This window comes from Microcystis sp. M144S2 (assembly GCF_020246065.1).
Lineage (GTDB): Bacteria > Cyanobacteriota > Cyanobacteriia > Cyanobacteriales > Microcystaceae > Microcystis > Microcystis ichthyoblabe_A.
Genome location: NZ_JADBTR010000081.1, coordinates 22,549 through 47,107 on the forward strand (window position 1 = coordinate 22,549; position 24,559 = coordinate 47,107).

The following is a 24,559-nucleotide window of genomic DNA, read 5'->3' on the forward strand; positions in this document are numbered from 1 at the left end:
TATACTTTTTTTGTCAAACTAGAAGGCTCTCTCGGTCTTTTTTTATGCAGTTAAAGTGATAGTAGCCTTGGCAGTTTGTCCGGAATCAGAAGTGGCAGTAATAGTAATTGTATCCCCAGCATTTCCTTGTGCAGGTGCAGTGTAGGTAAATTTGGCATCAGTGGTATTTTTATCAATTTTACCGCTGTCTGGCGGTGAGATTGTGATGGTGTATTTACCAACGGGGTTAATGCTAAATTCCTGGATTTTATTTAATGCTAAATTTTGGCTAGGCGGAGCGATCAAAATCGCTGGAGGTAGTCCCTGTCCAGTAGAACTAGCCTCTACAATTACTTTTTTCTCTACTTGACTAATTAAATCGGGAATAAGACGTTCGCTAAATCCAGCCACAAAAGCCATTGCCAAAAGTCCATATAAATAGGTGTCATTCCCCTTATCTTCAGTGCTACGCCGAATATCTATGGGAAAAATGTTAGAGTTAATAATTAGCAGAATAAAGAAAGCGAAACTTCCCCCTAAAATGGGTTTGGTTAAACCAATTAACAATGGCAAGAGGTCATCGTCATATTTTTGATTTTTGGGATTATCAAAATCTTGCAAACGAGTTAGAAGACTAACTCCTCCCCCTAAAGTGCCTGTTATCCACATCAAACGTATAATTGTTATTACTCCGTCCTCGGTATTTGAGCTATTTTTTCCCTGAGTATTTTGGTTACCTTCTCCCTGAGTATTTTGGTTACCTTCTCCCTGAGTATTTTGGCTACTTTCTCCCTGAGCATTTTGGTTACCTTCTCCCTGAGTATTTTGGCTACTTTCTCCCTGAGCATTTTGGTTACCTTCTCCTGGAGTATTTTGGTTACCTTCTCCCTGAGTATTTTGGTTACTAGATTTTATGATTGGAGGTAAGGAGAGTAACTCTTTCACCGGAGAGAAGTTCATAATAAACCAATTTACAGGTAAAGCGAACACTAATCCAATTAAAACTTTTGTAGGTATTTTGCAAGAATGGAAAAGATTATCTCTGAAGTTTGCTAAACCACTAAACCAAGAACCTTTTTGGATTTCTCTTAATCCCGTTGTTGCAGCATAGCGTAATTTTTGTGCCAAAATAATATTAGGTTGACCTGTTAAAGATTTAATCGCCATTTCCCCGGCATCTACCACCGACTTTACTTGCATGATATCACAAGGTTTGGAAATGTTCTTGAGTTCCACCTGTGCCATCCCTAGTATTTTAATTAATTTGGCTAATTCTCCCTGTACTTCCCGGTCTAATTCTTGAGTGAATCCCGCTACTTGTTCTTGGGTTTTTCCCAGTAAAATATCAATTCTTTTATTTAGTTTGATCACCTCATCTCTAGCTTTAATTTCATTGATTAAATCGTCTAAAGTTTGAAATAAAACACTTGCTTCTTGTACTTGTAGTTGTGCAAAATTATCTTTAAATTCCTTGACTAACTCTTCAAAGGGTTCATCTACTTCAGGAATTGAACTATATTTGTCTAAGTTATCCTTCAGTTCAGCAATCAAAGACTCATTTTTCTTTTGTAATTCCACAGTGGTGGAAAATTTAACCAAAGTATCTTTAACTTTTGTTTGCCAAGCAGTTAGCTTTTCCTTGAGTTTTGGCAAGTTTGCATCGTTAGCATTAGCATCGAATACAATCGTAATTGTTGTAACTAAACTATCAGTTTCTTGGCTGAAAGTATCAAGAGGAGTTTCTGAACTTTTGCCAGTAGATAAAAGGTTGATTGTCTCTACAAGCTGATCTATATGAGCTATTATTTGTTTTTCTAATTCTTCTCTGCTAGGTGAAGGGTCTGAAAAAGTTAATCCACCTAGTTTTTGAATAAGTTCATCTTTTAAATTCTTCGTTTCTTGAATGATATCTGTGGCTTCTTTTTGGTGAGCTAATTTAACTTTCAGAATAAATTCATTAATTTTTTGTTCGATAGCAGGATTAAGATTAATCATGATTGTCTTCTCCTAAAAAAATCTGAGGATAAAAAAACTGCATTATTCCCCGATCCATCCCACTGTTATGAAAATTGAGACCAGGTAGAATAATCAGACGATATCTCAAAAGTTCGTGGAACATGAACAAAGAAATAGGGCTTTATCAGCTACAATAATCTAGGCAGGATATTCATCTATCTCTTGGCGAAAATGGGCTAAAATTTTGTTAGCTTCCCTATCCTACAATAGTTATCATTGATTTTCTGCAATTATTAATAAATCTTGATGAATTTTTATTTTTTTTAACTCAATTCAGTCTGCGCTAGGGACATCATAAGCTAAACGGCGCTTAACCTGCATGATCCAATAGCTATAACCCTTTTGGAGTCTATATCGGTGATCCGAAGTAAAAGCCGTTTAGCTTACCCTGATCCCCTCAACATCGTTATCTCCTCAATAACCGCACACCTGGATTAGCACTCAAGCCCTAAGAGTGCTAAATTAACTATAAGGAGTCCTATCACAACAGCGATACCATGTCCAAAATCATTGCCTTTAAAGATGAATCCCGTCGCGCCCTAGAAAGAGGTGTCAACGCCTTGGCCGATGCGGTAAAAATCACCCTCGGTCCGAAAGGACGCAATGTCTTGTTAGAAAAGAAATACGGCGCCCCCCAGATCGTTAATGACGGCATCACCGTCGCCAAAGAAATCGAATTGTCCGATCCCCTCGAAAACACCGGGGCGAGATTAATTCAGGAAGTAGCGGCAAAAACCAAAGATTTAGCGGGAGATGGCACCACCACCGCCACCATCATCGCCCAGGCTTTAATTAAAGAAGGTCTGAAAAACGTTACCGCCGGGGCCAATCCCGTCGCTTTAAGACGCGGACTAGACAAAACCATCGCCTATCTGGTGGAAGAAATCGCCGCCGTAGCTAAACCGATCGCCGGAGATGCGATCGCTCAAGTGGCCACCGTTTCTTCCGGCAACGATGAAGAAGTGGGACAAATGATCGCCACCGCCATGGAAAAAGTCACCACCGATGGCGTAATCACCGTGGAAGAATCGAAATCCCTAACCACGGAATTAGAAGTAGTGGAAGGGATGCAGATCGATCGCGGTTATATCTCTCCCTATTTCATCACCGATCAGGAAAGACAGATCGTCGAGTACGACAACCCCCTGATCCTGATTACCGATAAAAAAATCAGTGCGATCGCAGAATTAGTCCCCGTCCTCGAAGCCGTTGCCCGTCAAGGTCGTCCCCTATTAATTATCGCCGAAGATGTGGACGGCGAAGCCTTAGCCACTCTAGTGGTCAACAAGGCCCGGGGAGTCTTAAATGTCGTCGCCATCAAGGCCCCCAGTTTTGGGGAACGTCGCAAGGCGGTTTTACAAGATATCGCCATCCTCACCGGCGGTCGTCTGATTTCCGAAGAAGTGGGCTTAAGTCTTGACACGGTTAGCCTCGATCTGCTGGGGCAAGCGGCAAAAATTACCCTAGAGAAAGACAATACAATTATTGTCGCCTCTGGGGACAGCCGCAATAAGGCCGATGTGCAGAAACGTCTCGCCCAACTGAAAAAACAGTTAGAAGAAACCGATTCCGAATTCGATAAGGAAAAATTACAGGAACGCATCGCTAAATTAGCCGGCGGTGTGGCCGTCATTAAGGTCGGGGCAGCCACAGAAACCGAACTCAAGGATCGCAAACTCCGCATCGAAGATGCCCTCAATGCCACCAAAGCCGCCGTGGAAGAAGGTATCGTCCCGGGCGGTGGTACAACCTTGATTCATCTGGCTTCTAAGGTGAAGGCTTTCAAAGCTTCTCTCACTAACGATGAGGAAAAAGTCGCCGCCGATATCGTCGCTAAAGCCCTAGAAGCCCCCCTGCGTCAGTTAGCTAATAACGCCGGTGTGGAAGGGGATGTGATCGTGGAAGGTGTGCGCGAAACCGCTTTTAGCGTCGGTTACAATGTCCTCACCGGCAAGTACGAAGACTTAATCGCCGCCGGAATTATCGATCCGGCTAAAGTGGTGCGGTCAGCCGTTCAAAACGCCGCTTCTATCGCCGGTATGGTCCTAACGACCGAAGCCCTCGTGGTCGAAAAACCCGTTAAAGAAGCCGCAGCCCCTGATATGGGCGGCATGGGCGGCATGGGCGGCATGGGCGGCATGGGCGGCATGGGCGGCATGGGCATGATGTAATTCCTGATGCCGTCTGGCCCTTGAAAATAATCTCATGCAATTGAGCCAATCTGTCCCTTTTCTGGTTATCGTCGGCATTAGGGACAGGTTTTTTTTCCTCGGGAAAAACTTTTTCAGCAGGGCGTTGCTGAATCAAGGTATGAATGCCAACTGTTCAGGTTCCCGTGCAAAAGTTAGTTTGGGTCTAGGTTTTAAGAAATTCTACCAAAGAAGATTCATACCTCAAATCAGGAACGCCGGAATTTCTAACAACAATGTAGAAAGAATCCCCCGTCACAGCCTAGCTTGACGGTGGGAGTATGTCAAACTAGAAAAGAAGGATTATTCCCAGAAATCATGACACTGCTGACGGTTCGATCGCTCAAAAAAGACTTCGGTATCAAGGAAATTCTCAAAGATGCGAGTTTTAGCCTCGATGATCGCGATAAAGTCGGCCTGATCGGTACGAATGGATCGGGAAAATCGACCCTATTGAAAATGATCGCCGGGTTAGAAGCGATCGATGGTGGCGAAATTCAAATCAATTCCGGGATGAAAATCGTCTATTTACCCCAGCAACCGGAGCTAGACGACGATAAAACGGTTTTAGAGCAGGTTTTCGCAGATAGTGGCGAGAGCATGACTTTAATTAAGGAATACGAGGAATTGTCCGATCGCCTTGTCCATGAGCCAGAAAATCTGGATACTATTATGGAACGTTTGTCAAGGGTTTCGCAACAAATTGATAAACTTGCCGCCTGGGATTTAGAAACCAATGCTAAAGTTATTTTAAGTAAACTGGGCATCGATAATTTTAATGCTCGCGTGGGAGATTTATCGGGGGGATATCGCAAAAGAATCGCCATCGCTACCGCACTTTTAGCCGATCCTGACTGTTTATTGATGGATGAACCCACAAACCATTTAGACGCGCTTTCCGTGGAGTGGTTACAGAGTTATTTGTCCCGTTTTCGGGGAGGATTATTATTAATTACTCACGATCGCTATTTTCTCGATCGAGTGACTAATCGCATCATTGAAATTGATCGGGGAGATTTATCTACTTATTCTGGTAATTATGCCTATTATCTAGAAAAAAAAGCTTTAGCGGAAGAATCGATCGCCAGTAGTCAACGCAAACACGCGGGAGTTTTACGACGGGAATTAGAATGGTTATCCCGGGGACCAAAAGCGCGCAGTACCAAACAAAAAGCGCGGATTGATCGCATTCAGGCAATGGGTAATAAGGAATTTAAACAGGTGGAGGGAAAAGTCGATATTGCCACCGCAGGAAGACGCATCGGCAAAAAAGTTATTGAAGTAGAAAAGATCTCGAAAGCTTACGGAGATCGCACTTTAATTAAAGATTTTACCTATATTTTTACTCCCGAAGATCGCATCGGTATTATTGGCAGTAATGGGGTAGGAAAATCTACTCTCATGGATATTATTACCGGGAAAATTCTCCCCGATTCAGGCACAGTTGACATCGGTTCCACTATTCATATTGGTTACTTCGATCAACAATCCGATGATCTCAATATTAACGAAAATCAAAGAGTGATCGAATATCTGAAAAGTGTGGCCGAATTAGTCAAAACCCTAGACGGCAGCGTGATTACCGCTTCCCAGATGTTAGAAAAATTTCTCTTTCCTCCCGATCAACAGTATGCACCAATTTATAAACTTTCTGGGGGAGAAAGACGACGCTTATTTTTACTACGAGTTTTGATGAGTGCGCCTAATGTTTTAATCTTAGATGAACCCACCAATGATCTCGATGTGCAGACTTTAGCAATTTTAGAAGAATATTTAGAGGACTTTAACGGTTGTGTGATCGTTGTTTCCCATGATCGCTATTTTCTCGATCGAGTAGTTGATACTATTTTTTCCTTTGAAACCGGGGGTAATATCCGTCAATATCCGGGTAATTATTCCCTTTATCTCGATCAGAAAAAAGAGGAGGAGGAACCCAAAGAAAAAAAAGTCACCCCAAAAACTGTTAAAGCTTCTCCCTCACCCGTCAATAAGAAAATCTCTTTTAAAGAGAAAAAAGAATACGAAGACATCGAAAAACAAATACCAATTTTAGAATCAAAAAAAGCTGAAATTGAACAGGTACTTTATGGAGAACCCCTAGAAGATTTTACCAAAATAACCGCTCTGACCGAAGAATTAGCTCAATTGAGTCAAAAAATTGATAATTTAACCGATCGCTGGTTAGAATTAGCGGAAAAATTAGGCTAGGATAATCCCTATTTTCCCGATCAATTTAGTCAAAACTGAGTAATAATTTCCGGTGAATCATCCTCATCCATGACCAGATCTACCGACTCCACCCGCAAGAGTGCCAAATTATCGTTAACCACCCCTTGAAGATAGATTTCCCCCATCCCTTCACCCCCAAGATCGATCGAGCCAAAAACTTGACCGGTTTTGGTATTAAAATTAAACTGAAAATAATTAGCCGAGGAAATTCCCTCGCTGACATTATCGTATTTAGCGATCTCTTGACCACTGTTATCATAAAAAGATACCTGAAAATCTTCTAAAACTTGCATCTTTCCCGAACCTTTTTCTGAAAAGATAGTCGGGGCCGTTTTTTCATCATAACTAAAAGAACCTTTAGCTGTATAACCCTGATTTCCCAACCATTGAAAATCGATCGTCACTGCTAAAACCCCTTGGCTATTCATGTTAGCAACTAAAAGCAAAGCTAATAGTAAAGTCAATATCCTCTTTTTCATTAGTCGGTTATTTGGCTCTCTTATTCTTTGTGTGATAAGTTTAACTTATATAGTAGCGATCGGTCTTTGTGTCCTTTGTGTCTGGAGTGGTTCGTTCCACTCACTTGCTCGTAAGACTGTATCTTAGAATACATTTTACCCACCAAACCTAAGAGAGCCATTATTTCAGTTATCAGTGATCAATGACTACAACCAGTCTTCGGGGTAATTTCTATGAGGTACTCTGTCTATCCCTATAAACCTTAAGAAAACTTCAATTACATGGGTACAAGAAAAGGAAACCCGAATGCTCTTTTGTGGGGGGGGTAACTTCCGTTTGCTGATATCACCCTATTTTAAGACAAAAATCGTCAAAAACCGCCATAACGTTCCTCCAACCATGGATCGCCTCGTCGATGGTAGCCATTAAGTTCCCAGAAACCCAATTGCTCTTGATCGAGAAATTCTAAGCCATTAATCCATTTAGAACTTTTCCAAGCGTAGAGATGGGGAACAACTAAGCGCAGCGGACCACCGTGGTCGGGGGGTAAAGGTTGACCAAACAGTTGAAAAGCGAAAAAATTATCCTCGTGCAGGAATTCCTCTAGGGTGAGGTTAGTGGTATAACCACCATAACAGTGTTGCATGACGTGGGTAGCTTCCGGCAACAGGTCAATTAAGGCCATAAAATCCGATACCTTAATTCCTGTCCAAGTCACATCTAATTTTGACCAACGGGTGACACAGTGAAAATCCTTAGTAAATTCCGACTGCGGTAAGACCATAAAATCCGACCAGTTAAAAATTTTAGTCGTGGCCACCTTTCCCCAAACCTTGAATAACCATTCCTCGGTCTTGATTTGGGGAGTATCTCCGTAGGTAAGCACAGGAAAACCACTAGCGAGATATTGGCCCGGAGGAACTCGGTCTTGATCGGGAGATTCTGGTTTTTTAAAGAATTTGCCTAACATTAGTTGAGACTCACAACGAAAACCCTAAACAAATCTTAAAATATTAGGGAGCGAAAAGGTTTTCTATACCTCACTCCCCACCATCAAGTTATTCCTCGTCTTCCCCTTCTTCTTCCTCTTTAGTGGGATAGACAAAGCTGTTAGAACGACCAGAAAGAACAGATTTACCCAAAGATAAGGCTTTTTGCGCTTCCCGAGCCGCTTGCTTTCTCCAGTGCGCTCTCCGTTGGTCGCGCTTGGCATTTGAGGTTTTCTTCTTGGGACAAGCCATAGTATTTTAACGATAGTTATAGACTCACAACCTTTCTATTCTACTCCCTATTTCCCTAATCGGCTCGCCAACTTGTCTTTATCCCCTACTCACTACTGCCCAAAATATTGATAAAACTTAATAATTATCATTGGCTTACCTATTTATGTTTAAAATCTTATATAGCTATGTAGTCAAGTAATTTCCATCATGGTCACTACCGTCGAACCTCCCTCCCAGAAAAAAGCTGTTCTGCGCGAAACTATCCTCACCCCTCGTTTTTATACCACCGATTTTGAGGCTGCCGCTAATTTTGACCTTTCTTTGCAAGAAACCGAAATCAAAGCGATGTTAGAGGAGATGCGGACCGATTACAACCGGCATCACTTTGAACGTCAGCAAGAATTTGAGAACTATCAAGATAATCTCGATGAAAAAACGAGAAATGCTTTTATAGATTACCTAGAACGCTCCTGTATCTCCGAATTTTCCGGCTTTTTGTTATTTAAGGAACTGTCACGACAACTAAAAAGCCGTAATCCCTTGTTAGGGGAGATATTTCATCTTATGGCTAGAGATGAAGCGCGCCATGCAGGATTTCTCAATAAAGCCATGGCTGACTTTAATATTTCCCTCGATCTAGCCAAAATTACTAAAACCCGCACCTACACCTTTTTCCCCCTTGAATGGGTATTATATACGGTCTATCTCTCCGAAAAAATCGGTTATTGGCGTTATATCCTCATTTATCGTCATTTAGAAGAACATCCAGAGTATAAATTTAATCCTCTCTTTAATTACTTCGAGAGTTGGTGTCAGGACGAAAATCGCCACGGAGATATATTTAAAACCTTACTGCGAGCTAAACCACAATTGTGGAATAATTGGCGATCGAGATTATGGAGTCGTTTTTTCCTGCTTTCCGTCTTTGCTACCCATAGTTTAACTGTACGCGAACGCTCAGACTTTTATGATGCTTTGGGAATGGATGCGATCGCTTTTGATCAAGAGGTAATTCGTCAGACTAATAATACCTCCGCTCGCGCTTTTCCCACCATTTTAAATGTGGACCATACCCAATTTTTTCCCCGTTTAAACCGTTGTGCCGAACGTAATTTACAATTAAAAGCGATCGATGAAAGTAGCTCTCCTCAATGGCTAAAAACAATGCGTAAGTTACCCTTACAGCTAGGTATCGTCGGGGATCTGTTGCGATTGTATCTGATTAAACCCATAGATGCAGAAGCCACCAGAGAAATGGTACTTTAATCAGTTATCAGTTATCAGTTCACAGCAAAAAACTCCCCAATTTCCAATTCATAATTCATAATTCCCACACCCCACACCCTACACCCTACACCCCACACCCTACACCCCACACCCCACACCCGTTCGGACCTCGGCGTGAGCTCGGTCGAACGCTGAGCTCACGGCCGAAGCCCACACCCCACACCCCACACCCTACCCTCACGAAAAACTTTTTCAGCAGACCCTAAGTGGTCGTGCCAAATTAATTTCCTAAACCTTGAGGAAAAATTCTGTAAACTTCGATCAAAAGCTGCGTAAATTCTGTATTTTCTCTGGAAGTCTTAGATATAGCCTTTAGAATTGTGACCATAGCACTAGGCTAATTCAGATCAATTAAACTTCTTCCTTACTCCCGACTTTGTTAGTATCATGAAACCTAACTCTGGCCGTAAACGTTTATTATCCCTGATATCTGCTGTTTCCTGTAGTTCCCTCTTGATTTTATCCCCTCTAGCCCAGAGAGCGCAAGCAGACGATATTACGGATGCCTTAGAAGCGGTAATTGAATATACGGCTCAATTACACCAGATCAATTTTAAGTATTTGTTAAGTGATGGCCCGATAACCACTCCCTGCGGTGTAATTTCCCTAGCGGCTTTCTGCACTGTAGATAATACAGTTTACGTCAATCTCCAGCAAGTCACTCGCATTAGTGATAATCCCCTATTTCCCCTTTACGCCGTCGCTCACGAGGCTGCTCACGCTGTTCAGTGGAATCGGGGTATCGGTGGCATCGATGAAGGCGGAATGAGCATCGGCATTGAATTACAGGCCGATTGTCTAGCGGGAGATACCCTTTCTTGGTTATTTACCGAAGCAAGAAGTTTATCCAAACAGGATTATATAATAGCAGGAAAACTTCTAGCGGAAGCGGCCTCGGAAGTGGGCGATTTTGAAGCTCCCAATCGCTCCCACGGCACACCACAACAGCGAGGTGATTCGGTCCTGCAAGGATTCTACGGGGAAAATCATCAAGCCTGTATGCGTTAACTAACACTCAAGACTGTATTTCCCCTAGAATGCCTAAAAAAGCCTAAAAAACTACTGTAACCCTAACCAAGATAACAGACCTTGGCCAGTTAGATACTCGATCAACAGGGTGATCACAAAACCAATCATAGCGGCCCTACCGTTGAGGCGCTCGGCATAGTCATTAAAACCAAATTTGGGATCTTCTAATTTGGGGGTTTGAGTCGGTTGTGGTTCAGTCATGATCTTTACGGGCTGTTTACATTTCTTTACTATTCTAGCGGAGTTAGAAGTTAGGTTGTAACTAATTTCTAACTCCTCTCTATTTGCCCTAATCTCGACCGTTAAGAGCGATTAAAAGGCGCAGAATAAAGATAAATAGGTTGATATAGGTCAAATACATCGATAAAGCAGCACTGAGATACTGTTCATCTCTGTAGGTACGGGGCAAGATGTAAAAGTCCACCACTGCGGAGCCGGCAAACAAGAAAACCCCGATGCCAGAAATGGCGATTTCTAACCAGGTGGGAGTACCGCCACCAAAGATAGAGAAAATTAGCTGACCAATGAGAACAATAAAAAGAGCGAGAATACCGATGCTAACGGTTTGAGTCAGTGCTAAACCATCTTTTTCCGACAGATTCGAGCCGATATTCCGTCCCAACACAAAAGCGATGCCGCAACCGAGGGCAGCAATTGCCACTCCCCGCAAACCAACACCGGAAGTACCTAAGGCCACATAGACGATTCCACTGAGAGTATAGCCAGAAAGAAGGCTATAGAGAGTCAGGAGGGGCAGAGCAGTGCTTTTATTGCCGCTTTCCGCACTATTACGCGCGACAAAAAATAAAATAATCTCGGCAACTATGGCGACAAAGAAAGTCGGGAAGAAAATCTGGGGATAGGATTGGATCACACCTAAACCGCCATAGGTTCCCACCGCAGTTAAAATTAGACCGCCACCGAGATAGGGCAGGGCCTTGGGGATAACATTAGGGCCGATAAGTGCTTGGCTTTTAGCCTCGCGTAAAGCTTGGCGAAAATTACTGGTATTACTCATGGTTACTAGGATTCGAGATACTTGTCTCAATCAATCTTGTTAAACAGAAACTATTCTTGATTAGTTCGTCAAGAATGGCGAATCGGAGGGAAGAAAAAAAGTAATCTTCTCCCCGGCATCGATTCCCTCTTGATTGTAACGAAAAGACTAGGAATCGAGCTAAGTAGGTAGGTATTAAAAATTGTCAGATGCCCTCCTTATCAAGGCGGGATCGGCACCCCCCTTATCAAGGGGGGATTAAGGGGGGATCGAACCGAAAATCTATTTTCACCCCTCTTGACGGATCAAGTTACCGTAAACCGAAGCCCAATTCAAGGCGATTATGTCCTATAAACTGGATATTTCCTGTTTTTATTAACTACAATCTTCAGAGTATCCCCTGACCTAAAGCCAAACCTGTCACCAACATTCCTAACACTAGAAAAGGCTGGGCGCTGGCTTGATATTTGACATCATTTTTGAGCGGATCCCGCAGAAAATACATATCTTGGAAAGTGATCTGAGGGATAATTAATAACAGTAAAATAGCGGCATAAAGATTCTGATGAATACTAATCAGATAACCCGCAATTCCTGCCTGAAAAACATCGATCATAATCACACAAATCCAAGCAGCGGTCGTAATTCCAAACATAACTGGCAAGGATTTTAAGCCTAATTTTTCGTCACCTTCCACACTTTTAAAGTCGTTGACCACAGCAATGCCTAAACCCGCCAGACTATAGATGAGGGTTAGGATCATAATTGTCCCATTTAACTGACCAAAAAGGGCGTGACCTGCCCACCAAGGTAATGCTATATAACTAGCACCGAGGGCATAATTTCCTAGCCAACCATTTTGTTTTAATTTTAAAGGTGGTGCTGAATAAATATAGGCGATAAAAGAACCAAATAGGGTTAAACAGAGCATGATCGGGAAATCATGACCAGCCCAGCGATCGAGAAGATAAGATATTCCTAACCCAGCTGCTAATAAAACCAAAATCTGGCCGACCACTTGCGGAATAGAAATGACCCCCGAAGGAATCGGACGATAGGGTTCATTAATTGCATCGATTTCTCGATCGTAAAAATCATTTAAAGTTTGAGTATAACCGGTCATCAACGGACCGGAAAGTAACATACAGGTGGCTGCTTTTAAGACATCTTCTAAAGACCAAGTATAATTACCTGATGAAGCAGCCCCACAGACAACCCCCCAAATGAGAGGAATCCAAGTGATCGGCTTCATCAATTGTAAGCGGATTTTCCAGAGGGAGGTTTCTGCCGATGAGGCCCCTTTCATGCCCAATAATTGGCGAGTTTTGGCCCCTCGCTCGTCCTTGTTTTCGATCTCGGTGTTCGACATAATCCCTTAAAAAGAAATAATTAAGTAACCGTCTTGGAATTTTGCCCCTTTTACCGCTCGTCCGGTTAGAGGCGGTGGTACATCAATATTACGCCGTTGATCCCCGGCTTCGATGGTTAATTCTGGACCTGATTGCGTCAGTTTTACCTGTTTTTTCTCGAATCCGGGTAAATAAACCTTGACCTGACCGGCTGCCGTATCGATTATTAACGGTTTGGGCGGCTGCACCGTGAGAAAATTGGGTAACTCGGCGATTAACTCCTGCCAATCTTCTCCTTGACGGTAGGGTAAAATCGCGGCCGGCAGCGGGGCAAAATCCTCCGTAGCACTCTGACAGCGATTAAAAATCACTCCCCCCACATTTAAACCGATTTGCTGCGCCGCACCCCAAAGATATTTGGCATCTGCGATCGCAATTGGATCATCATTGGTGACTAGATAGGCTAAAACTCGCCGGGGATCGGCTAAAGCGGAGCGCCCCTCGTCTAAAATGTTATTATCGGCCTTCTGCCCTAAACCGTCGGGATTAAAGGAGAAATTCAGCACGGCAGCGGCGATCGGTTGGAAAAAGGGAGAAAGGGTGCGACCAATCTCGGAATCACTAAAAACCTGCCGAAAACGCCGTAAATACCAGCCACCTACCTCGGGAATCCCCAACATTCTCAGGCTGTTGATATCTCCGCTGCCGTCGTAGATGATAACATCGTAATTTCCGCTTTTATCCTGTTCCCGCAGAAAATTTAAAGCTAGAGCTTGGTCCATACCGGGTAAAATGCCCAACTCTTGACCATAAACATTTTTCAAGGTAGGAGAACGCAAATACTGCTTTTCCAATTCCTTGACTTCTTCCCAACTTTTTTCTAGTAACTGCGTACTATTAAGCTGGACAACCGAGAGATTGGGGGCAATTTCCGTGACGGAGGAGCTAGGGGAGGCCTTGAGGAGTAATCCCCAAGCGGGGCCAGGATCATGACCGATCAAGAGAACTTTTGACCCCAGACCAGCCATTTTCTTTGCCGAAGCGATCGCTATTGTACTGCGACCGCTGCCCCCCTTGCCCAAAAAGGTCAAAATTAAGGACATAATTAATTCCTAAGCGTTATATTTAGATGAGTTTGAGTTCATCCTCAAAAAACCAAGTAGCGGTCTTATCATCGAACTGGACAACAGCACCAACACCGCTGCCATCGGTCATCTTAAAATTTTTGATGACACCCACTTTACCCAATTTACCCGCTACATCCGAGTTAACGCGGTCTCGTAAGCGACAGACCTTGACTTTTTGCCCGATTTCCATTACTTCCACAGTTTTAATAAGACGATAATTCAATAAACCAATCCTAAGTTTAATATAAATTCGTGTCAGATAAACCCCCCAATGCTCTTCAGTTATCGGTCTTTCTCAGATCATCTGCACTTAGCGATCATATATACTAAGCAATAGGACAAAATCAACCTCCTGGTTAGGATGAGCAAAAGGCAAATCAAAAAGGGGTTTTATTTGGTTTCTGGGGCAGGATTTTGCAGATTTTCCAGTTGTTCCCTTTGCTTGCGTTTAAACTCCTCGGCCGCTTCGTTGATATTATTGCGAGTATCTTCCTGAAATTCCGATCCGTCCCGGCTACGACGAAAATTACTATTATGAATCAAGTCTAGAGGATTAAAACCACCGAGATCATCCCTGCCATCGGAACTACGTTCATTTTTTTGATAATCCGGCTGACTGGGGTTCAAGCTTTGAGCTAACACTTGCGGACTAAAATCAGCCCCGACTAATAAAATAGTAGCTAGAAATAAAGACGATTTGAGTAACATTTTTTGAGTATTCATAATCCAAATAACTCCTCAGAAAATTATCTAGTTTTTGGTGGTGAGAAAGTTGTAGGCTTTTCAGTGAACAGTGAACAGTAAACTGATAACTGATAACTGATAACTGGTAACTGATAACTGATAACTGATTTAAGCAAAACGACGACGAAGTAAGGGCTGAATTGCCAAAAGTATTAGCAGATCAAAAGCTAAGAGCAGGCCTAAAACTGTCAAGAAATTGAGGTCAAGCCAAGGGGTTTGTAAGACTATGCTATCAAAAGACCAGTGCTGATTGAAATAAATATAACGGATCGGTTCGATCGCATAGGTAAGAGGGTTGAGACTAGCGATTACTTGTAACCAATCTGCCATAAAGTTTAAGGGAGCGAGGGCGGTACTGGCAAATAAAAGCGGTAAATTGGTGACGAAAATGACGGCGATTAATTCGATATGTCCGGGGAGAGCAAAGGTTAAACTGAGACTTAAGGCAGTCATACCCAAAACTATTAGGAAAACAATCAAAGCGATCGCACCTAATCCGGCTAAACTGGGCAATCCTGCCCCTAAAAAGGCACTAGCAGCCACGATCGAGGCGGTTTGGATGAAACTGAGGGCGATAATATAGATGGTAGAAGCGGCCACGATCGAGTAACGAGTGGTTAAAGGTGCCACCAAGAGACGGTTAAGGAAGCCAAATTCTCGATCGAACATTACCGGCAAACCGGCATTGAGGGCCCCAGAAAAAGCGGTAAAGACAATCACCCCGGGGGCGAGAAATTTAGCATAACTGAGATCGTTGCCGAATAGACCCTGGGGAGCCTTATAAAACAATGCCCCGAATAAAATCAGCCACATAAAGGGCTGAATTACCCCCGCGATTAGGGTTGAAGGACGACGTTGTAATTGGATGAACAGACGTTTAGTCATGGCCAGAGTTTCTTGCAGAAATTCCCCTAGCACATTTCCCCCATCGTCCACCGTTGCTGCTCTAGTGGGATTGGGGGCTAAACTAGCTTTTAAGGAAGAAGGTGTGATGGTTTGGCTCATGAAATATTTACCTCTAATGCAGTCTTAACGAGTAATTTAGATAGTCAACAGTTTATAAGTGATCAGATGGCTCTCTTGGGGTCTCGGTGATCGGCAAATCCTCTCGAAGAAAAGGCTTACACCCTACCACTTCTCCAATATACAAGGGGCGCAAGCCCTGGGGGAGAGGAATGTAAATATTTATTAAATTGTAGCTTTTAATACAATGTGGGGGGGAAGTGTGTAATTTACCTTTGACCATTCGCTTGTCATTGTTTTGGGTTGCCCTATTGCTTAACCCGAATCGAAATGTCACGCACTCAAACCATTTACCATTAACCCTTTTTTATGAAATTACAACTCGGCATTGTCTCCGCTGGGGTTGCCCTGGCTACTCTGGGAACGGCTAGTGCAGCACAAGCTGCTTTGGTGGTCGTCCCACCTGGCTTGGCTCCCGGCGCTCAGTATCGTTTAGTGTTTGTCACTGAAGGCAAACGGGATGCAACAAGCACCGACATCGACGACTACAATAACTTTGTCACCAGTCAAGTACGGCTCTCTATATTGCCAGGGACGACTGATACGGCTCTCTATCAGGCTTTAAATGCGGCTGGAATTGACCCGAATACGATTACTTGGAAGGCGATCGGTTCTACTGCTTCAGTCGATGCCCGTGATAATACGGGTACTAATCCGACATTGAGTACGGGTGTTCCGATCTATCTCATAGATGGCAACCGGGTCGCCAACAATAATGCCGATCTCTGGGATGGCAGCATCCAAACCGCTATCAATCGCACTCCTGACGATCTGCAATTGAATGAGCTAGTCTGGACAGGGACCAACAACAATGGAACAGCGGAGAATGGAAGACTTGGTGGTGGCTCCCTGGGGCAAGTAAGATACGGGCGCGCCAGTTCGATTACAGCTGAGTGGATTACCATGGACGATTCCAACCGCTTTGGTATCAGCCGGTTATATGGCATCTCCTCCGTGCTGACAGTTCCGACTCCAGCAGTCACTGTCCCCGAACCCTCTAGCCTTCTTGGTTTTATCACACTGGGCGGTTTAATGCTAGGGGGTGCTGTCCGCAAAGCTAGAAAATAATGCCCCAAGGGAGAGGAGACGCGGGTTTCCTCTCTCTATTTTTTTGGGGTTTCATGGGAAGATCGCTATGGTGCAATCCCGATCATCATGAAACGAGACTCGATATTTTACCGGCTTTTTCAACAATCCCCCTCCCTTCTCTTCGATTTACTGGAAAACCCGCCAGATAATGCCACCGAATACCGCTTTGACTCCGTAGCCGTCAAAGAACCCAAATTTGAGATCGATGGCGTATTCCTGCCACCTGATACTGATAGTAATGGGGTGATTTATTTTTGTGAAGTGCAATTTCAAAAAGACGAACGACTCTATGAACGGGTATTTGGTGAATCATTTTTGTATTTTTATCGTCAGCGAGAACGATTTACCGATTGGCAAATTGTTGTCATCTATCCCACCCGTAGCCTAGAACAAAGTAATGCCCATCCCTACCGGGCGCTGCTCAATTGTCCTCAAGTGCATCGAATTTATCTGAAAGAATTAGGCGAAATTCAGCAGTTACCCCTAGGAGTTGCCTTGATGGTACTCACTACTGTGGAAGAAACCCAAGCACCAGAAAAAGCCCGCTATTTACTGGCACGAACCCAAGAGCAAATTGCAGATACAGAAGCCAGTCGCGCCATAATAGAAATGATTGCCACAATTATGGTTTATAAATTTACTAACTTGAGTCGGCAGGAGGTGGAAGCGATGCTAGGACTACAATTGGCAGATACAAGGGTATATCGTGAAGCCAAGGAAGAAGGACGACTGGAAGGACGACTGGAAGGACGACTGGAAGGAGAATCTGCCCTGATTTTGCGTCTGTTGCAACGTCGCTTTGGTGCGGTGGATGAGGTGTTGGCTGCCCGAATTCAGGCTTTAGAAATCGAGCAATTAGAGTCCTTGGCTGAGGCTTTGTTGGATTTTACAACCTTAAACGACCTAGTGCTTTGGCTAAATCGCCCCTCGCAACCGCTTAACTAAACTTAGTCAAACCTAAGCCACCTGAAAGGATGAGTTAGGAAATTTTGATGGCCAAATATCCATCCCTGACGATAGGTGACAAGGGCAATTCTTGTCAGAGGGCAGATAAAAGTTTATGCGGATGGCGAGACTCGAACTCGCAAGGCGTAAGCCACACGCCCCTCAAACGTGCGTGTCTACCAGTTCCACCACATCCGCTTGATTTTAGCTTAATCACTATAGCACAGAAAAAAAATAATCTGCAAGCAACTTTTAAAAATTACTGCCGCACAACTTTCGCGCCACCTGAGTTAGTACGGATAAACCTTTTAGGGAACCTTGAATCAAATGGAAGGCCGGGAGAGGACGGATTAACATTTGTCGAGTTAGGGGCAATGGTAGCAGCTGACCTTGATTATCAATTGCCGGGGCTAAATCGGGTAAATCCTGCGTCACCTCGTCGCTAATCACGCGCACAATTGCCACTTTTTGCCCCGGTAAAGCCGCTAAAATCCTTGCTCCTTCCATATCTACCACTTCATAGCCCCCTTGTCCTAAACGTCGTTTTTCCTCGGATCGGCTAATCAGGCGATCGCTGGTTAAACCTTTAACAAGACTATATCCGGTTAATTGGGCGATTTCTGCGGTTATTTCTGGTTCGCACTGCCAATAACTCCCCGTTTCTGTGCCACAACCTTGATAGATTACCCCATCTCCGACTCGATAGCGATCGCTGAGACTGCCCGCTAATCCCATCAGCACAATTTTTCCTGTGAGCTTATTAAGAAATTCTAGAGATTGCCTAGAGACTGGGGAACTGTCGAGGAATTCTGGAGCGCCAAGGTTAATCGGGATAATTTGCGGGGCTAAATCGCCGATTTTCCTTAATCCTCGACGGATTGAGCTATGCTCGGCCCCCCGGGGAACGAGAATAATATCTTCAGGTGTGAGCATGAAATTTTTGAGAAAGTTTCCTAATTAGTCCAGTGAGATGTTATAAACAATAATAGTGAACTAATTAGGAATAATTCTTAAGTAAATAGCCCTGCCACTGACTGGGCGATTGTCTTTCTCACCATGAAAAAGTCTGTCATTCTGCGTTTATCCGAGGTTAACAAGCGTTTTCCCGCTTCTCCTACTCTAGCTGTCGATAATATCAGTTTTAGTTTAACAGAGGGCGAAATTCTCGGATTATTGGGTCCGTCGGGTTGCGGTAAAACCACTCTACTGCGGATGATTGCGGGATTTGAAAAACCATCTCAAGGAGTGATTGAATTGGGAGGGCGAATAGTTGCCGACGAAAAAACCTTTATTCCCCCGGAAAAACGCAATACGGGCATGGTTTTTCAGGATTACGCTCTTTTTCCCCATTTAACCATTGCTGACAATATCGCCTTTGGGTTAAAAAATTCTGGGGAGAAATTATCGAGCAGAGCTATTAACGCTAGGGTGGCGGAAACTTTGGATTTAGTCGGACTGCAAGGACTAGAAAAACGTTATCCCCATCAGCTATCGGGAGGACAACAGCAAAGAGTCGCCCTCGCCCGCGCTTTAGCCCCAAAACCCTCTTTAATCCTCTTAGATGAACCTTTAAGTAATCTCGATGTGCAGGTCCGGCAACGCTTACGGCACGAGATCCGTCATATCCTGAAAGCGACTGGTATCTCGGCCATTTTTGTCACCCACGACCAGGAGGAAGCAATGGTGATCAGTGACACAATTGCGGTCATTTGTCAAGGAAAATTAGAACAAATTAACAATCCCGAAGAAATTTATAGTCATCCGGCCTCGCGATTTGTGGCTGAGTTTGTCACCCAAGCTAACTTTCTCCCCGCTAGACGGAAGGGTGGACAATGGCAAACCGAGATAGGAGTCTGGGAAATCCCTGATGGTCAAGATTTGGACAAAGGGGAATTGATGCTGAGAGAGGAAGATGTCAAAATTAAGCCGGATGAGACGGGAGATCTGGTTATTTGCGATCGCCAATTTTTGGGGCGGGAATACCGTTATTGTCTGCTAACGGCTACCGGCAGCCAAATCCACGCTAGAACAACGATTAACACCCAATTAGACATCGGTACAAAGGTAAAACTATCAATTATTCCCGATAGCGTCCGTGTATTTGCCGACTGATAACTGATACTAAATCCTGTTTAAGGGGTGTGGGGTGTGGGGTGTGGGGAGATTTTTTTTAGTAAAAAGGCAGCTCCGAGCTTATCGCTTAATACTATTGACTGATAACTTACCCACTGATAACTGATAACTGATAACTGATGCAAGGCTGACAGCTAATATTGATATCGATCGCGATTTAGGACTAGGGTGGCATTTTTAGCGACAAAATCGATAATTTTTTTGGCTACATCCACACCGGTGGCCGCTTCTATTCCTTCCAAACCGGGAGAGGAATTCACCTCGATAACCACAGGCCCGTGATTGGACCGCAATAGGTCCACACCCGCAACCCGTAAACCCATGGCTTTAGTGGCCCGTATAGCCGTACTGCGTTCCTCTGGGGTTAATTTTATCTTTTCTGCTTTGCCACCGCGGTGAAGATTAGAACGAAAATCCCCTTCGGCCCCCTGTCGCTTCATCGAGGCCACCACTTTTCCATCGATGACAAAACAGCGCAGATCTGCCCCACTGGCCTCTTTAATATACTCTTGTACTAGAATATTAGCCTCTAGTTGCCGAAAAGCTTCAATAACTGACTTGGCTGCTTGGTCGGTTTCCGCTAAGACTACGCCAATACCTTGGGTTCCCTCTAATAATTTAATCACTAGAGGGGTGCCGCCGACGGTTTCGATTAAACCATCGATATCTTGAGTTGCGTGAGCAATTCCCGTCACCGGTAAACCTATCCCTTCCCTGGCCAGGATTTGCAGACAACGCAATTTATCCCGCGACCGGGAAATTGCTTGCGAGTCGTTGGCAGTAAAAACATTCATCACCTCGAATTGTCGGACTACTGCGGTTCCATAGAAGGTTTTTGAGGCGGCAATACGGGGGATAATCGCATCGAAACTCTCTAAGGGTTTACCGTTATAAACAACCGTGGGTTTATGGGAGGTGATGTTCATGTAACAGCGCAAATAATTGATCACTCGTACCTCATGGCCTTGAGCTTCTCCCGCTTCTTTCAGTCGCTTGGTGGAATAAAGAGAAGCATCTTGCGATAAAATAGCGATTTTCATAAATTTTCGCTTAAATATTGCTTTTACAACTGAATAGCTCCTTATTTCCCCATATTGACTTTTTTTGCTGGCAACTCATAAAATTTCTGTTCTCGATCGAAGTCCATCGATTATTATGGCACTGACAGTTCCCCTTTGAAAAGTTGGGTTAAGTAAAAAGTAAAAAAGAGCAAGCTTAAGACTAGATTTATTTTTGTCGTCAGGCTCAGTTTAAGTAGCTGGTTATAATTAAATTAAAAATGGATTTTGCCTTTAATCCCCCCTTGATCCCCCCTTAATAAGGTAGGGTTGATTCATGAATCAACCCTACCCTTGATAACGGGGGTGTCTGATAATTTTTAACGCCTACCTACTTATGACTTTACTAGCGAAATCTTTAGAGGAACTGACCGACTGGGTAAAAGACCAGGGACAACCCGCTTATCGGGGTAAACAATTACACCAATGGCTATACGAAAAAGGGGCGCATTCTTTGGCGGATATTTCCGTATTCCCCCAAGAATGGCGCAGCAAGCTGGCGGATTATCCTATCGGTCGTTCCCTTATACATTATCGCAGTGTAGCACCCGATCGCACTCGTAAATATCTGCTAAAACTGGCCGATGGTTTAATTATCGAAGCGGTGGGAATTCCCAGTGAAAAAAGATTGACAGTCTGTGTTTCTTCCCAAGTGGGTTGTCCCATGGCCTGTGATTTTTGTGCCACGGGAAAAGGGGGGTTTACTCGTAATTTAAAAGCGTATGAAATCGTTGACCAAGTGTTAACAGTACAGGAGGATTTTCAACAGCGAGTTAGTCATGTGGTGTTTATGGGTATGGGGGAACCTTTATTAAATATCCCCGAAGTGGTGACAGCGATTCATTCCCTGAATCAAGATGTGGGTATCGGTCAGCGTTGTTTAACGATTTCTACCGTGGGATTACCCCATAAAATCAAGCAATTAGCGGAACATAATTTGCAAATAACTTTTGCTGTTAGTCTCCATGCTTCTAATCAACAAGTTCGATCTAAATTAATCCCCAGTGCCGACCATTATCCTCTAACTAATCTGATCCAAGACTGTCAGGAATACGTTCAAATCACGGGACGAAGGGTGACATTTGAATACATTCTTTTAGCGGGAGTGAATGATTTACCCGAACACGCAGGGGAATTAGTCAAACTGGTGAAAGGGTTTCAGTCTCACGTCAATTTAATCCCCTATAATCCCATTCAGGAGGTGGATTATCAACGGCCTGATGAAAAGAGAATTAAGGCTTTTAAAACTATTTTAGAACAGGAAAAAGTCGCCGTTACTGTCCGTTATTCGAGAGGTTTAGCGACCGATGCGGCCTGTGGACAATTGCGATCGAGCGTCATGGTACAATGAACGGCCGTAAATCGGCCATTAACTAGGGTTGGCTGAATAAATCTAAAAACCTTGTTGGTTAAGACTTTTAGACTTTTGGAAAATCAAAAAGTGCCAGCCATTGGAGGGATCGGGGGGAAATTTCAGGGGAAAAGTACCTTAAAATAAAACCCTACACCCTACACCCTACACCCCACACCCTGGCCCCACGAGAAACTTTTTGCCGCAAACCCTAACTAGATTGCTAGTCTCCCTGCTAGGCTAAACTAGAGAACTATAACATCAATGTCGGAGCCATTTCGATGCAAAGTCTCTCTAGTGCCAAAGAAAATCGCCTTTTTGTCTATGAAGTCGTCGGTTTGAGTCAAAATGACAATACTGATAACCTAGATTATTCTATCCGTAAGAGTGGCAGTGTCTTTTTAACCGTTCCCTATAGCCGCATGAATCAAGAAATGCGTCGGATTACCCGTTTAGGCGCTCGCATCGTCAGCATTAAACCCTTAAACGCTGCTGCGTCCGAGTAGTTCATAAAATAATTATCGCTAATATTTGTCCCCCGCTCTTGCCCTCATCAGGCAAACTAGGGGGATTTTTAGCATAAATGGGAAAAAGTAACATAAATCTTAATAAAAAGTAAAATGCTGCAAATGTAACAGATTTTAACCAGAGACTTAACCTATCCTTAGCCAAAGATAAAAGCGATGTCTGTGGTTTTTTTAAGATAACTCTCAATTAGGCCTAGGTGTAGTGTACCGATGGTAGGCTAAACTATGGAACGATTATCGTGACTTGAGTTGGGAGTTATATTTAATGTACAGTCCGAGTACACTAGCGGGAAACCGTTTATTTGTTTACGAAGTGGCGGGTCTCAATCAAAACGACAATACTGACAGCTTGGATTATTCAATCCGTCAGAGTGGAAGCGTGTTTTTCACGGTTCCCTACAGTCGCATGAATCAAGAAATGCGTCGGATTACCCGTTTAGGTGGTCGTATCGTCAGCATCAAACCCTTAAATGGGATTGCCCCCGTAGCAACTGTTTCTAGTGCCTCCACACCACAGCCAATCGCTCAATCATCGCCCGTCCCCGAACAGACCAAGAAAAAGGCCATGACTCAAGCGAAAGAAAAAACAGATATCCCCGTCAATATCTACCGTCCGAACCAACCCTTTATCGGCAAATGTATCGAGAATTATGCTCTCGTTGATGAGGGGGGTATCGGCATCGTACAACACGTCACCTTTGACCTTTCTGGGGGCGATTTACGCTATTTAGAAGGGCAAAGTATCGGTATTATCCCCCCGGGTACCGATGCTAATGGCAAACCTCATAAATTGAGACTCTATTCGATCGCCTCCACCCGTCATGGTGATAAATTAGACGATAAAACCGTATCCCTCTGCGTGCGTCAGTTAGAATACCAGCACCCAGAAACCAAGGAAACCGTTTATGGGGTTTGTTCCACCCATCTCTGTAATATAGGGGTGGGGGACGATGTGGCTATTACTGGTCCGGTGGGTAAGGAAATGCTGCTACCGGGTGATGAAGATGCCACTATCATTATGATGGCCACTGGGACGGGAATCGCTCCCTTCCGAGCTTTTCTCTGGCGGATGTTCAAGGAACAACACGAAGATTATAAATTCAAAGGTCTAGCTTGGTTGATTTTCGGAGTTCCCAAAACGGCCAATATTCTTTACCAAGAAGAATTAGAGCAAATCGCGGCGGAATTCCCCGATAACTTCCGTCTCACCTATGCCATCAGCCGGGAACAGCAAAATCCCCAGGGCGGCAGAATGTATATTCAACACCGGGTAGCCGAACACGCTGACGAAATCTGGAATCTACTCCAAAGTCCCAAAACCCACGCTTATATGTGCGGACTGAAAGGGATGGAAGATGGTATCGACGATGCTATCAGTGGTGCTGCCGCTAAAAATGGCGCTGATTGGTCTGTCTATCAGAAACAACTGAAAAAAGAACATCGCTGGCACGTAGAAACCTACTAAACCAGAAAGGTTCTCTGAAAATTTTTTCGGGTGGGCATTGTCCACCCTTTTTTTCTTGGCTTCGGTTAAGATCGGTTTTTTGAAAGACCTTTAAAAAGATGAAATTCTCTCGACGCTTTTTTCCCGTTTTCCTTGCCCTCTGCTTGCTGTTTATTTTGCTGCCCCGGGCCTGGAGTTTTACTAATAGCCAAAAAGAAATTCGGCTCTTCCGAACTTGTCATGTAAAATTAAATAAAAAACAGACAATTATTGCTGACCAATAAAACAATAATTTATCTTTAAAAGCTCACTATGCTTGCAATACAGCAATTTATTGGTTAAAATATAAACAGCCAAGACC

At 43.8% G+C, this 24,559-nt stretch carries 23 protein-coding genes, 1 tRNA gene and 1 pseudogene; 11 read left to right on the forward strand and 14 right to left on the reverse strand.

Annotation, left to right across the window (positions count from 1 at the left end; translation table 11 throughout):
• Positions 1-42 precede the first annotated feature (42 nt).
• A complete protein-coding gene (locus IM462_RS10570; RefSeq protein ID WP_287701761.1) occupies positions 43-1,974 on the reverse strand; it encodes a hypothetical protein in 1,932 nt (643 codons plus the stop codon).
• Between the two features lie 518 nt (positions 1,975-2,492).
• Here IM462_RS10570 and groL point away from each other — a divergent pair.
• Together groL and IM462_RS10580 are read left to right on the forward strand one after the other, a co-directional pair.
• Complete coding sequence (gene groL / locus IM462_RS10575) at positions 2,493-4,166, forward strand: chaperonin GroEL (RefSeq protein ID WP_002759846.1); 1,674 nt, start codon at positions 2,493-2,495, stop codon at positions 4,164-4,166.
• A gap of 336 nt (positions 4,167-4,502) precedes the next feature.
• Complete coding sequence (locus IM462_RS10580; protein ID WP_287701763.1) at positions 4,503-6,392, forward strand: ABC-F family ATP-binding cassette domain-containing protein; 1,890 nt, start codon at positions 4,503-4,505, stop codon at positions 6,390-6,392.
• Between the two features lie 29 nt (positions 6,393-6,421).
• Here IM462_RS10580 and IM462_RS10585 read toward each other — a convergent pair whose 3' ends face one another.
• The 3 genes from IM462_RS10585 to rpmF all read right to left on the reverse strand — a co-directional run bounded on the left by IM462_RS10585 (position 6,422) and on the right by rpmF (position 8,113).
• On the reverse strand, positions 6,422-6,892 hold the full coding sequence (locus IM462_RS10585; RefSeq protein WP_287701765.1) for a hypothetical protein: 471 nt from the start codon (positions 6,890-6,892) through the stop codon (positions 6,422-6,424).
• 350 nt (positions 6,893-7,242) lie between these two features.
• The gene (locus tag IM462_RS10590; protein ID WP_287701767.1) at positions 7,243-7,842 is read right to left on the reverse strand and encodes a sulfite oxidase-like oxidoreductase; all 600 of its coding nucleotides are present in this window, start codon (positions 7,840-7,842) and stop codon (positions 7,243-7,245) included.
• Between the two features lie 88 nt (positions 7,843-7,930).
• Positions 7,931-8,113, reverse strand: a complete 183-nt coding sequence (gene rpmF / locus IM462_RS10595; protein WP_002742494.1) for a 50S ribosomal protein L32 — start codon at positions 8,111-8,113, stop codon at positions 7,931-7,933.
• A gap of 189 nt (positions 8,114-8,302) precedes the next feature.
• Here rpmF and acsF point away from each other — a divergent pair, with 189 nt between their 5' ends.
• Both acsF and IM462_RS10605 read left to right on the forward strand, forming a co-directional pair.
• Positions 8,303-9,361, forward strand: a complete 1,059-nt coding sequence (acsF, locus tag IM462_RS10600; protein ID WP_287662215.1) for a magnesium-protoporphyrin IX monomethyl ester (oxidative) cyclase — start codon at positions 8,303-8,305, stop codon at positions 9,359-9,361.
• A 408-nt stretch (positions 9,362-9,769) separates the two neighbouring features.
• Positions 9,770-10,390, forward strand: a complete 621-nt coding sequence (locus tag IM462_RS10605) for a neutral zinc metallopeptidase (RefSeq protein ID WP_287657734.1) — start codon at positions 9,770-9,772, stop codon at positions 10,388-10,390.
• Between the two features lie 51 nt (positions 10,391-10,441).
• Here IM462_RS10605 and IM462_RS10610 read toward each other — a convergent pair whose 3' ends face one another.
• From IM462_RS10610 to IM462_RS10640, 7 genes are all read right to left on the reverse strand, one after another.
• The gene (locus IM462_RS10610; protein WP_002742489.1) at positions 10,442-10,612 is read right to left on the reverse strand and encodes a CAB/ELIP/HLIP family chlorophyll-binding protein; all 171 of its coding nucleotides are present in this window, start codon (positions 10,610-10,612) and stop codon (positions 10,442-10,444) included.
• 88 nt (positions 10,613-10,700) lie between these two features.
• Positions 10,701-11,429, reverse strand: a complete 729-nt coding sequence (locus IM462_RS10615) for a Bax inhibitor-1/YccA family protein (protein WP_287701769.1) — start codon at positions 11,427-11,429, stop codon at positions 10,701-10,703.
• A gap of 367 nt (positions 11,430-11,796) precedes the next feature.
• Complete coding sequence (gene chlG / locus IM462_RS10620) at positions 11,797-12,777, reverse strand: chlorophyll synthase ChlG (RefSeq protein ID WP_066029547.1); 981 nt, start codon at positions 12,775-12,777, stop codon at positions 11,797-11,799.
• Positions 12,778-12,783: 6 nt separating this feature from the next.
• Complete coding sequence (locus tag IM462_RS10625; RefSeq protein ID WP_287701771.1) at positions 12,784-13,860, reverse strand: Get3/ArsA fold putative tail anchor-mediating ATPase NosAFP; 1,077 nt, start codon at positions 13,858-13,860, stop codon at positions 12,784-12,786.
• Between the two features lie 22 nt (positions 13,861-13,882).
• Positions 13,883-14,074: a cytochrome b6f subunit PetP gene (petP, locus tag IM462_RS10630; RefSeq protein ID WP_002742483.1), complete on the reverse strand. Its 192-nt coding sequence runs from the start codon at positions 14,072-14,074 to the stop codon at positions 13,883-13,885.
• 200 nt (positions 14,075-14,274) lie between these two features.
• Positions 14,275-14,607, reverse strand: coding sequence for a hypothetical protein (locus IM462_RS10635; RefSeq protein WP_287701773.1), 333 nt, complete (start codon positions 14,605-14,607; stop codon positions 14,275-14,277).
• Positions 14,608-14,736: 129 nt separating this feature from the next.
• Positions 14,737-15,633 (reverse strand): ABC transporter permease, encoded by an 897-nt coding sequence (locus tag IM462_RS10640; protein WP_002799574.1) that lies wholly within the window; start codon positions 15,631-15,633, stop codon positions 14,737-14,739.
• Positions 15,634-15,960: 327 nt separating this feature from the next.
• Here IM462_RS10640 and IM462_RS10645 point away from each other — a divergent pair, with 327 nt between their 5' ends.
• Together IM462_RS10645 and IM462_RS10650 are read left to right on the forward strand one after the other, a co-directional pair.
• Entirely contained in the window at positions 15,961-16,719 is a 759-nt protein-coding gene (locus IM462_RS10645) for a PEP-CTERM sorting domain-containing protein (protein WP_287701774.1), read from the forward strand.
• A gap of 87 nt (positions 16,720-16,806) precedes the next feature.
• Positions 16,807-17,685, forward strand: coding sequence for an Rpn family recombination-promoting nuclease/putative transposase (locus tag IM462_RS10650; RefSeq protein ID WP_287701776.1), 879 nt, complete (start codon positions 16,807-16,809; stop codon positions 17,683-17,685).
• A 116-nt stretch (positions 17,686-17,801) separates the two neighbouring features.
• On the opposite strand, the gene IM462_RS10655 is transcribed toward IM462_RS10650, so the two are convergent.
• Positions 17,802-17,883 (reverse strand) — tRNA-Leu (locus IM462_RS10655).
• A 54-nt stretch (positions 17,884-17,937) separates the two neighbouring features.
• Complete coding sequence (locus tag IM462_RS10660; RefSeq protein ID WP_287701778.1) at positions 17,938-18,618, reverse strand: nucleoside phosphorylase-I family protein; 681 nt, start codon at positions 18,616-18,618, stop codon at positions 17,938-17,940.
• 123 nt (positions 18,619-18,741) lie between these two features.
• Here IM462_RS10660 and IM462_RS10665 point away from each other — a divergent pair, with 123 nt between their 5' ends.
• Positions 18,742-19,797: an ABC transporter ATP-binding protein gene (locus IM462_RS10665; RefSeq protein WP_287701780.1), complete on the forward strand. Its 1,056-nt coding sequence runs from the start codon at positions 18,742-18,744 to the stop codon at positions 19,795-19,797.
• Positions 19,798-19,952: 155 nt separating this feature from the next.
• On the opposite strand, the gene rimK is transcribed toward IM462_RS10665, so the two are convergent.
• Complete coding sequence (gene rimK, locus IM462_RS10670; RefSeq protein ID WP_002776181.1) at positions 19,953-20,858, reverse strand: 30S ribosomal protein S6--L-glutamate ligase; 906 nt, start codon at positions 20,856-20,858, stop codon at positions 19,953-19,955.
• Between the two features lie 355 nt (positions 20,859-21,213).
• On the opposite strand from rimK, the gene rlmN reads away from it, so the two are divergent.
• From rlmN to IM462_RS21230, 4 genes and pseudogenes are all read left to right on the forward strand, one after another.
• The gene (gene rlmN, locus IM462_RS10675) at positions 21,214-22,227 is read left to right on the forward strand and encodes a dual-specificity RNA methyltransferase RlmN (protein WP_287701782.1); all 1,014 of its coding nucleotides are present in this window, start codon (positions 21,214-21,216) and stop codon (positions 22,225-22,227) included.
• A 281-nt stretch (positions 22,228-22,508) separates the two neighbouring features.
• Positions 22,509-22,733 (forward strand): rod-capping linker protein CpcD, encoded by a 225-nt coding sequence (gene cpcD / locus IM462_RS10680; RefSeq protein ID WP_287701784.1) that lies wholly within the window; start codon positions 22,509-22,511, stop codon positions 22,731-22,733.
• Positions 22,734-23,019: 286 nt separating this feature from the next.
• Positions 23,020-24,219, forward strand: coding sequence for a bifunctional rod-capping linker CpcD/ferredoxin--NADP reductase PetH (gene cpcD/petH / locus IM462_RS10685; RefSeq protein WP_287701786.1), 1,200 nt, complete (start codon positions 23,020-23,022; stop codon positions 24,217-24,219).
• 98 nt (positions 24,220-24,317) lie between these two features.
• Positions 24,318-24,419: pseudogene (locus IM462_RS21230) on the forward strand (ChaN family lipoprotein); the annotation flags it as partial.
• Between the last annotated feature and the right edge of the window lie 140 nt (positions 24,420-24,559).

Excerpts from the sequence above, each read along its gene's own strand:
- IM462_RS10570 (WP_287701761.1), bottom strand. The coding sequence starts at position 1,974 with ATGATTAATCTTAATCCTGCTATCGAACAAAAAATTAATGAATTTATT.
- groL (WP_002759846.1), top strand. The coding sequence starts at position 2,493 with ATGTCCAAAATCATTGCCTTTAAAGATGAATCCCGTCGCGCCCTAGAA.
- IM462_RS10580 (WP_287701763.1), top strand. The coding sequence starts at position 4,503 with ATGACACTGCTGACGGTTCGATCGCTCAAAAAAGACTTCGGTATCAAG.
- IM462_RS10585 (WP_287701765.1), bottom strand. The coding sequence starts at position 6,892 with ATGAAAAAGAGGATATTGACTTTACTATTAGCTTTGCTTTTAGTTGCT.
- IM462_RS10590 (WP_287701767.1), bottom strand. The coding sequence starts at position 7,842 with ATGTTAGGCAAATTCTTTAAAAAACCAGAATCTCCCGATCAAGACCGA.
- rpmF (WP_002742494.1), bottom strand. The coding sequence starts at position 8,113 with ATGGCTTGTCCCAAGAAGAAAACCTCAAATGCCAAGCGCGACCAACGG.
- acsF (WP_287662215.1), top strand. The coding sequence starts at position 8,303 with ATGGTCACTACCGTCGAACCTCCCTCCCAGAAAAAAGCTGTTCTGCGC.
- IM462_RS10605 (WP_287657734.1), top strand. The coding sequence starts at position 9,770 with ATGAAACCTAACTCTGGCCGTAAACGTTTATTATCCCTGATATCTGCT.
- IM462_RS10610 (WP_002742489.1), bottom strand. The coding sequence starts at position 10,612 with ATGACTGAACCACAACCGACTCAAACCCCCAAATTAGAAGATCCCAAA.
- IM462_RS10615 (WP_287701769.1), bottom strand. The coding sequence starts at position 11,429 with ATGAGTAATACCAGTAATTTTCGCCAAGCTTTACGCGAGGCTAAAAGC.
- chlG (WP_066029547.1), bottom strand. The coding sequence starts at position 12,777 with ATGTCGAACACCGAGATCGAAAACAAGGACGAGCGAGGGGCCAAAACT.
- IM462_RS10625 (WP_287701771.1), bottom strand. The coding sequence starts at position 13,860 with ATGTCCTTAATTTTGACCTTTTTGGGCAAGGGGGGCAGCGGTCGCAGT.
- petP (WP_002742483.1), bottom strand. The coding sequence starts at position 14,074 with ATGGAAATCGGGCAAAAAGTCAAGGTCTGTCGCTTACGAGACCGCGTT.
- IM462_RS10635 (WP_287701773.1), bottom strand. The coding sequence starts at position 14,607 with ATGAATACTCAAAAAATGTTACTCAAATCGTCTTTATTTCTAGCTACT.
- IM462_RS10640 (WP_002799574.1), bottom strand. The coding sequence starts at position 15,633 with ATGAGCCAAACCATCACACCTTCTTCCTTAAAAGCTAGTTTAGCCCCC.
- IM462_RS10645 (WP_287701774.1), top strand. The coding sequence starts at position 15,961 with ATGAAATTACAACTCGGCATTGTCTCCGCTGGGGTTGCCCTGGCTACT.
- IM462_RS10650 (WP_287701776.1), top strand. The coding sequence starts at position 16,807 with ATGAAACGAGACTCGATATTTTACCGGCTTTTTCAACAATCCCCCTCC.
- IM462_RS10660 (WP_287701778.1), bottom strand. The coding sequence starts at position 18,618 with ATGCTCACACCTGAAGATATTATTCTCGTTCCCCGGGGGGCCGAGCAT.
- IM462_RS10665 (WP_287701780.1), top strand. The coding sequence starts at position 18,742 with ATGAAAAAGTCTGTCATTCTGCGTTTATCCGAGGTTAACAAGCGTTTT.
- rimK (WP_002776181.1), bottom strand. The coding sequence starts at position 20,858 with ATGAAAATCGCTATTTTATCGCAAGATGCTTCTCTTTATTCCACCAAG.
- rlmN (WP_287701782.1), top strand. The coding sequence starts at position 21,214 with ATGACTTTACTAGCGAAATCTTTAGAGGAACTGACCGACTGGGTAAAA.
- cpcD (WP_287701784.1), top strand. The coding sequence starts at position 22,509 with ATGCAAAGTCTCTCTAGTGCCAAAGAAAATCGCCTTTTTGTCTATGAA.
- cpcD/petH (WP_287701786.1), top strand. The coding sequence starts at position 23,020 with ATGTACAGTCCGAGTACACTAGCGGGAAACCGTTTATTTGTTTACGAA.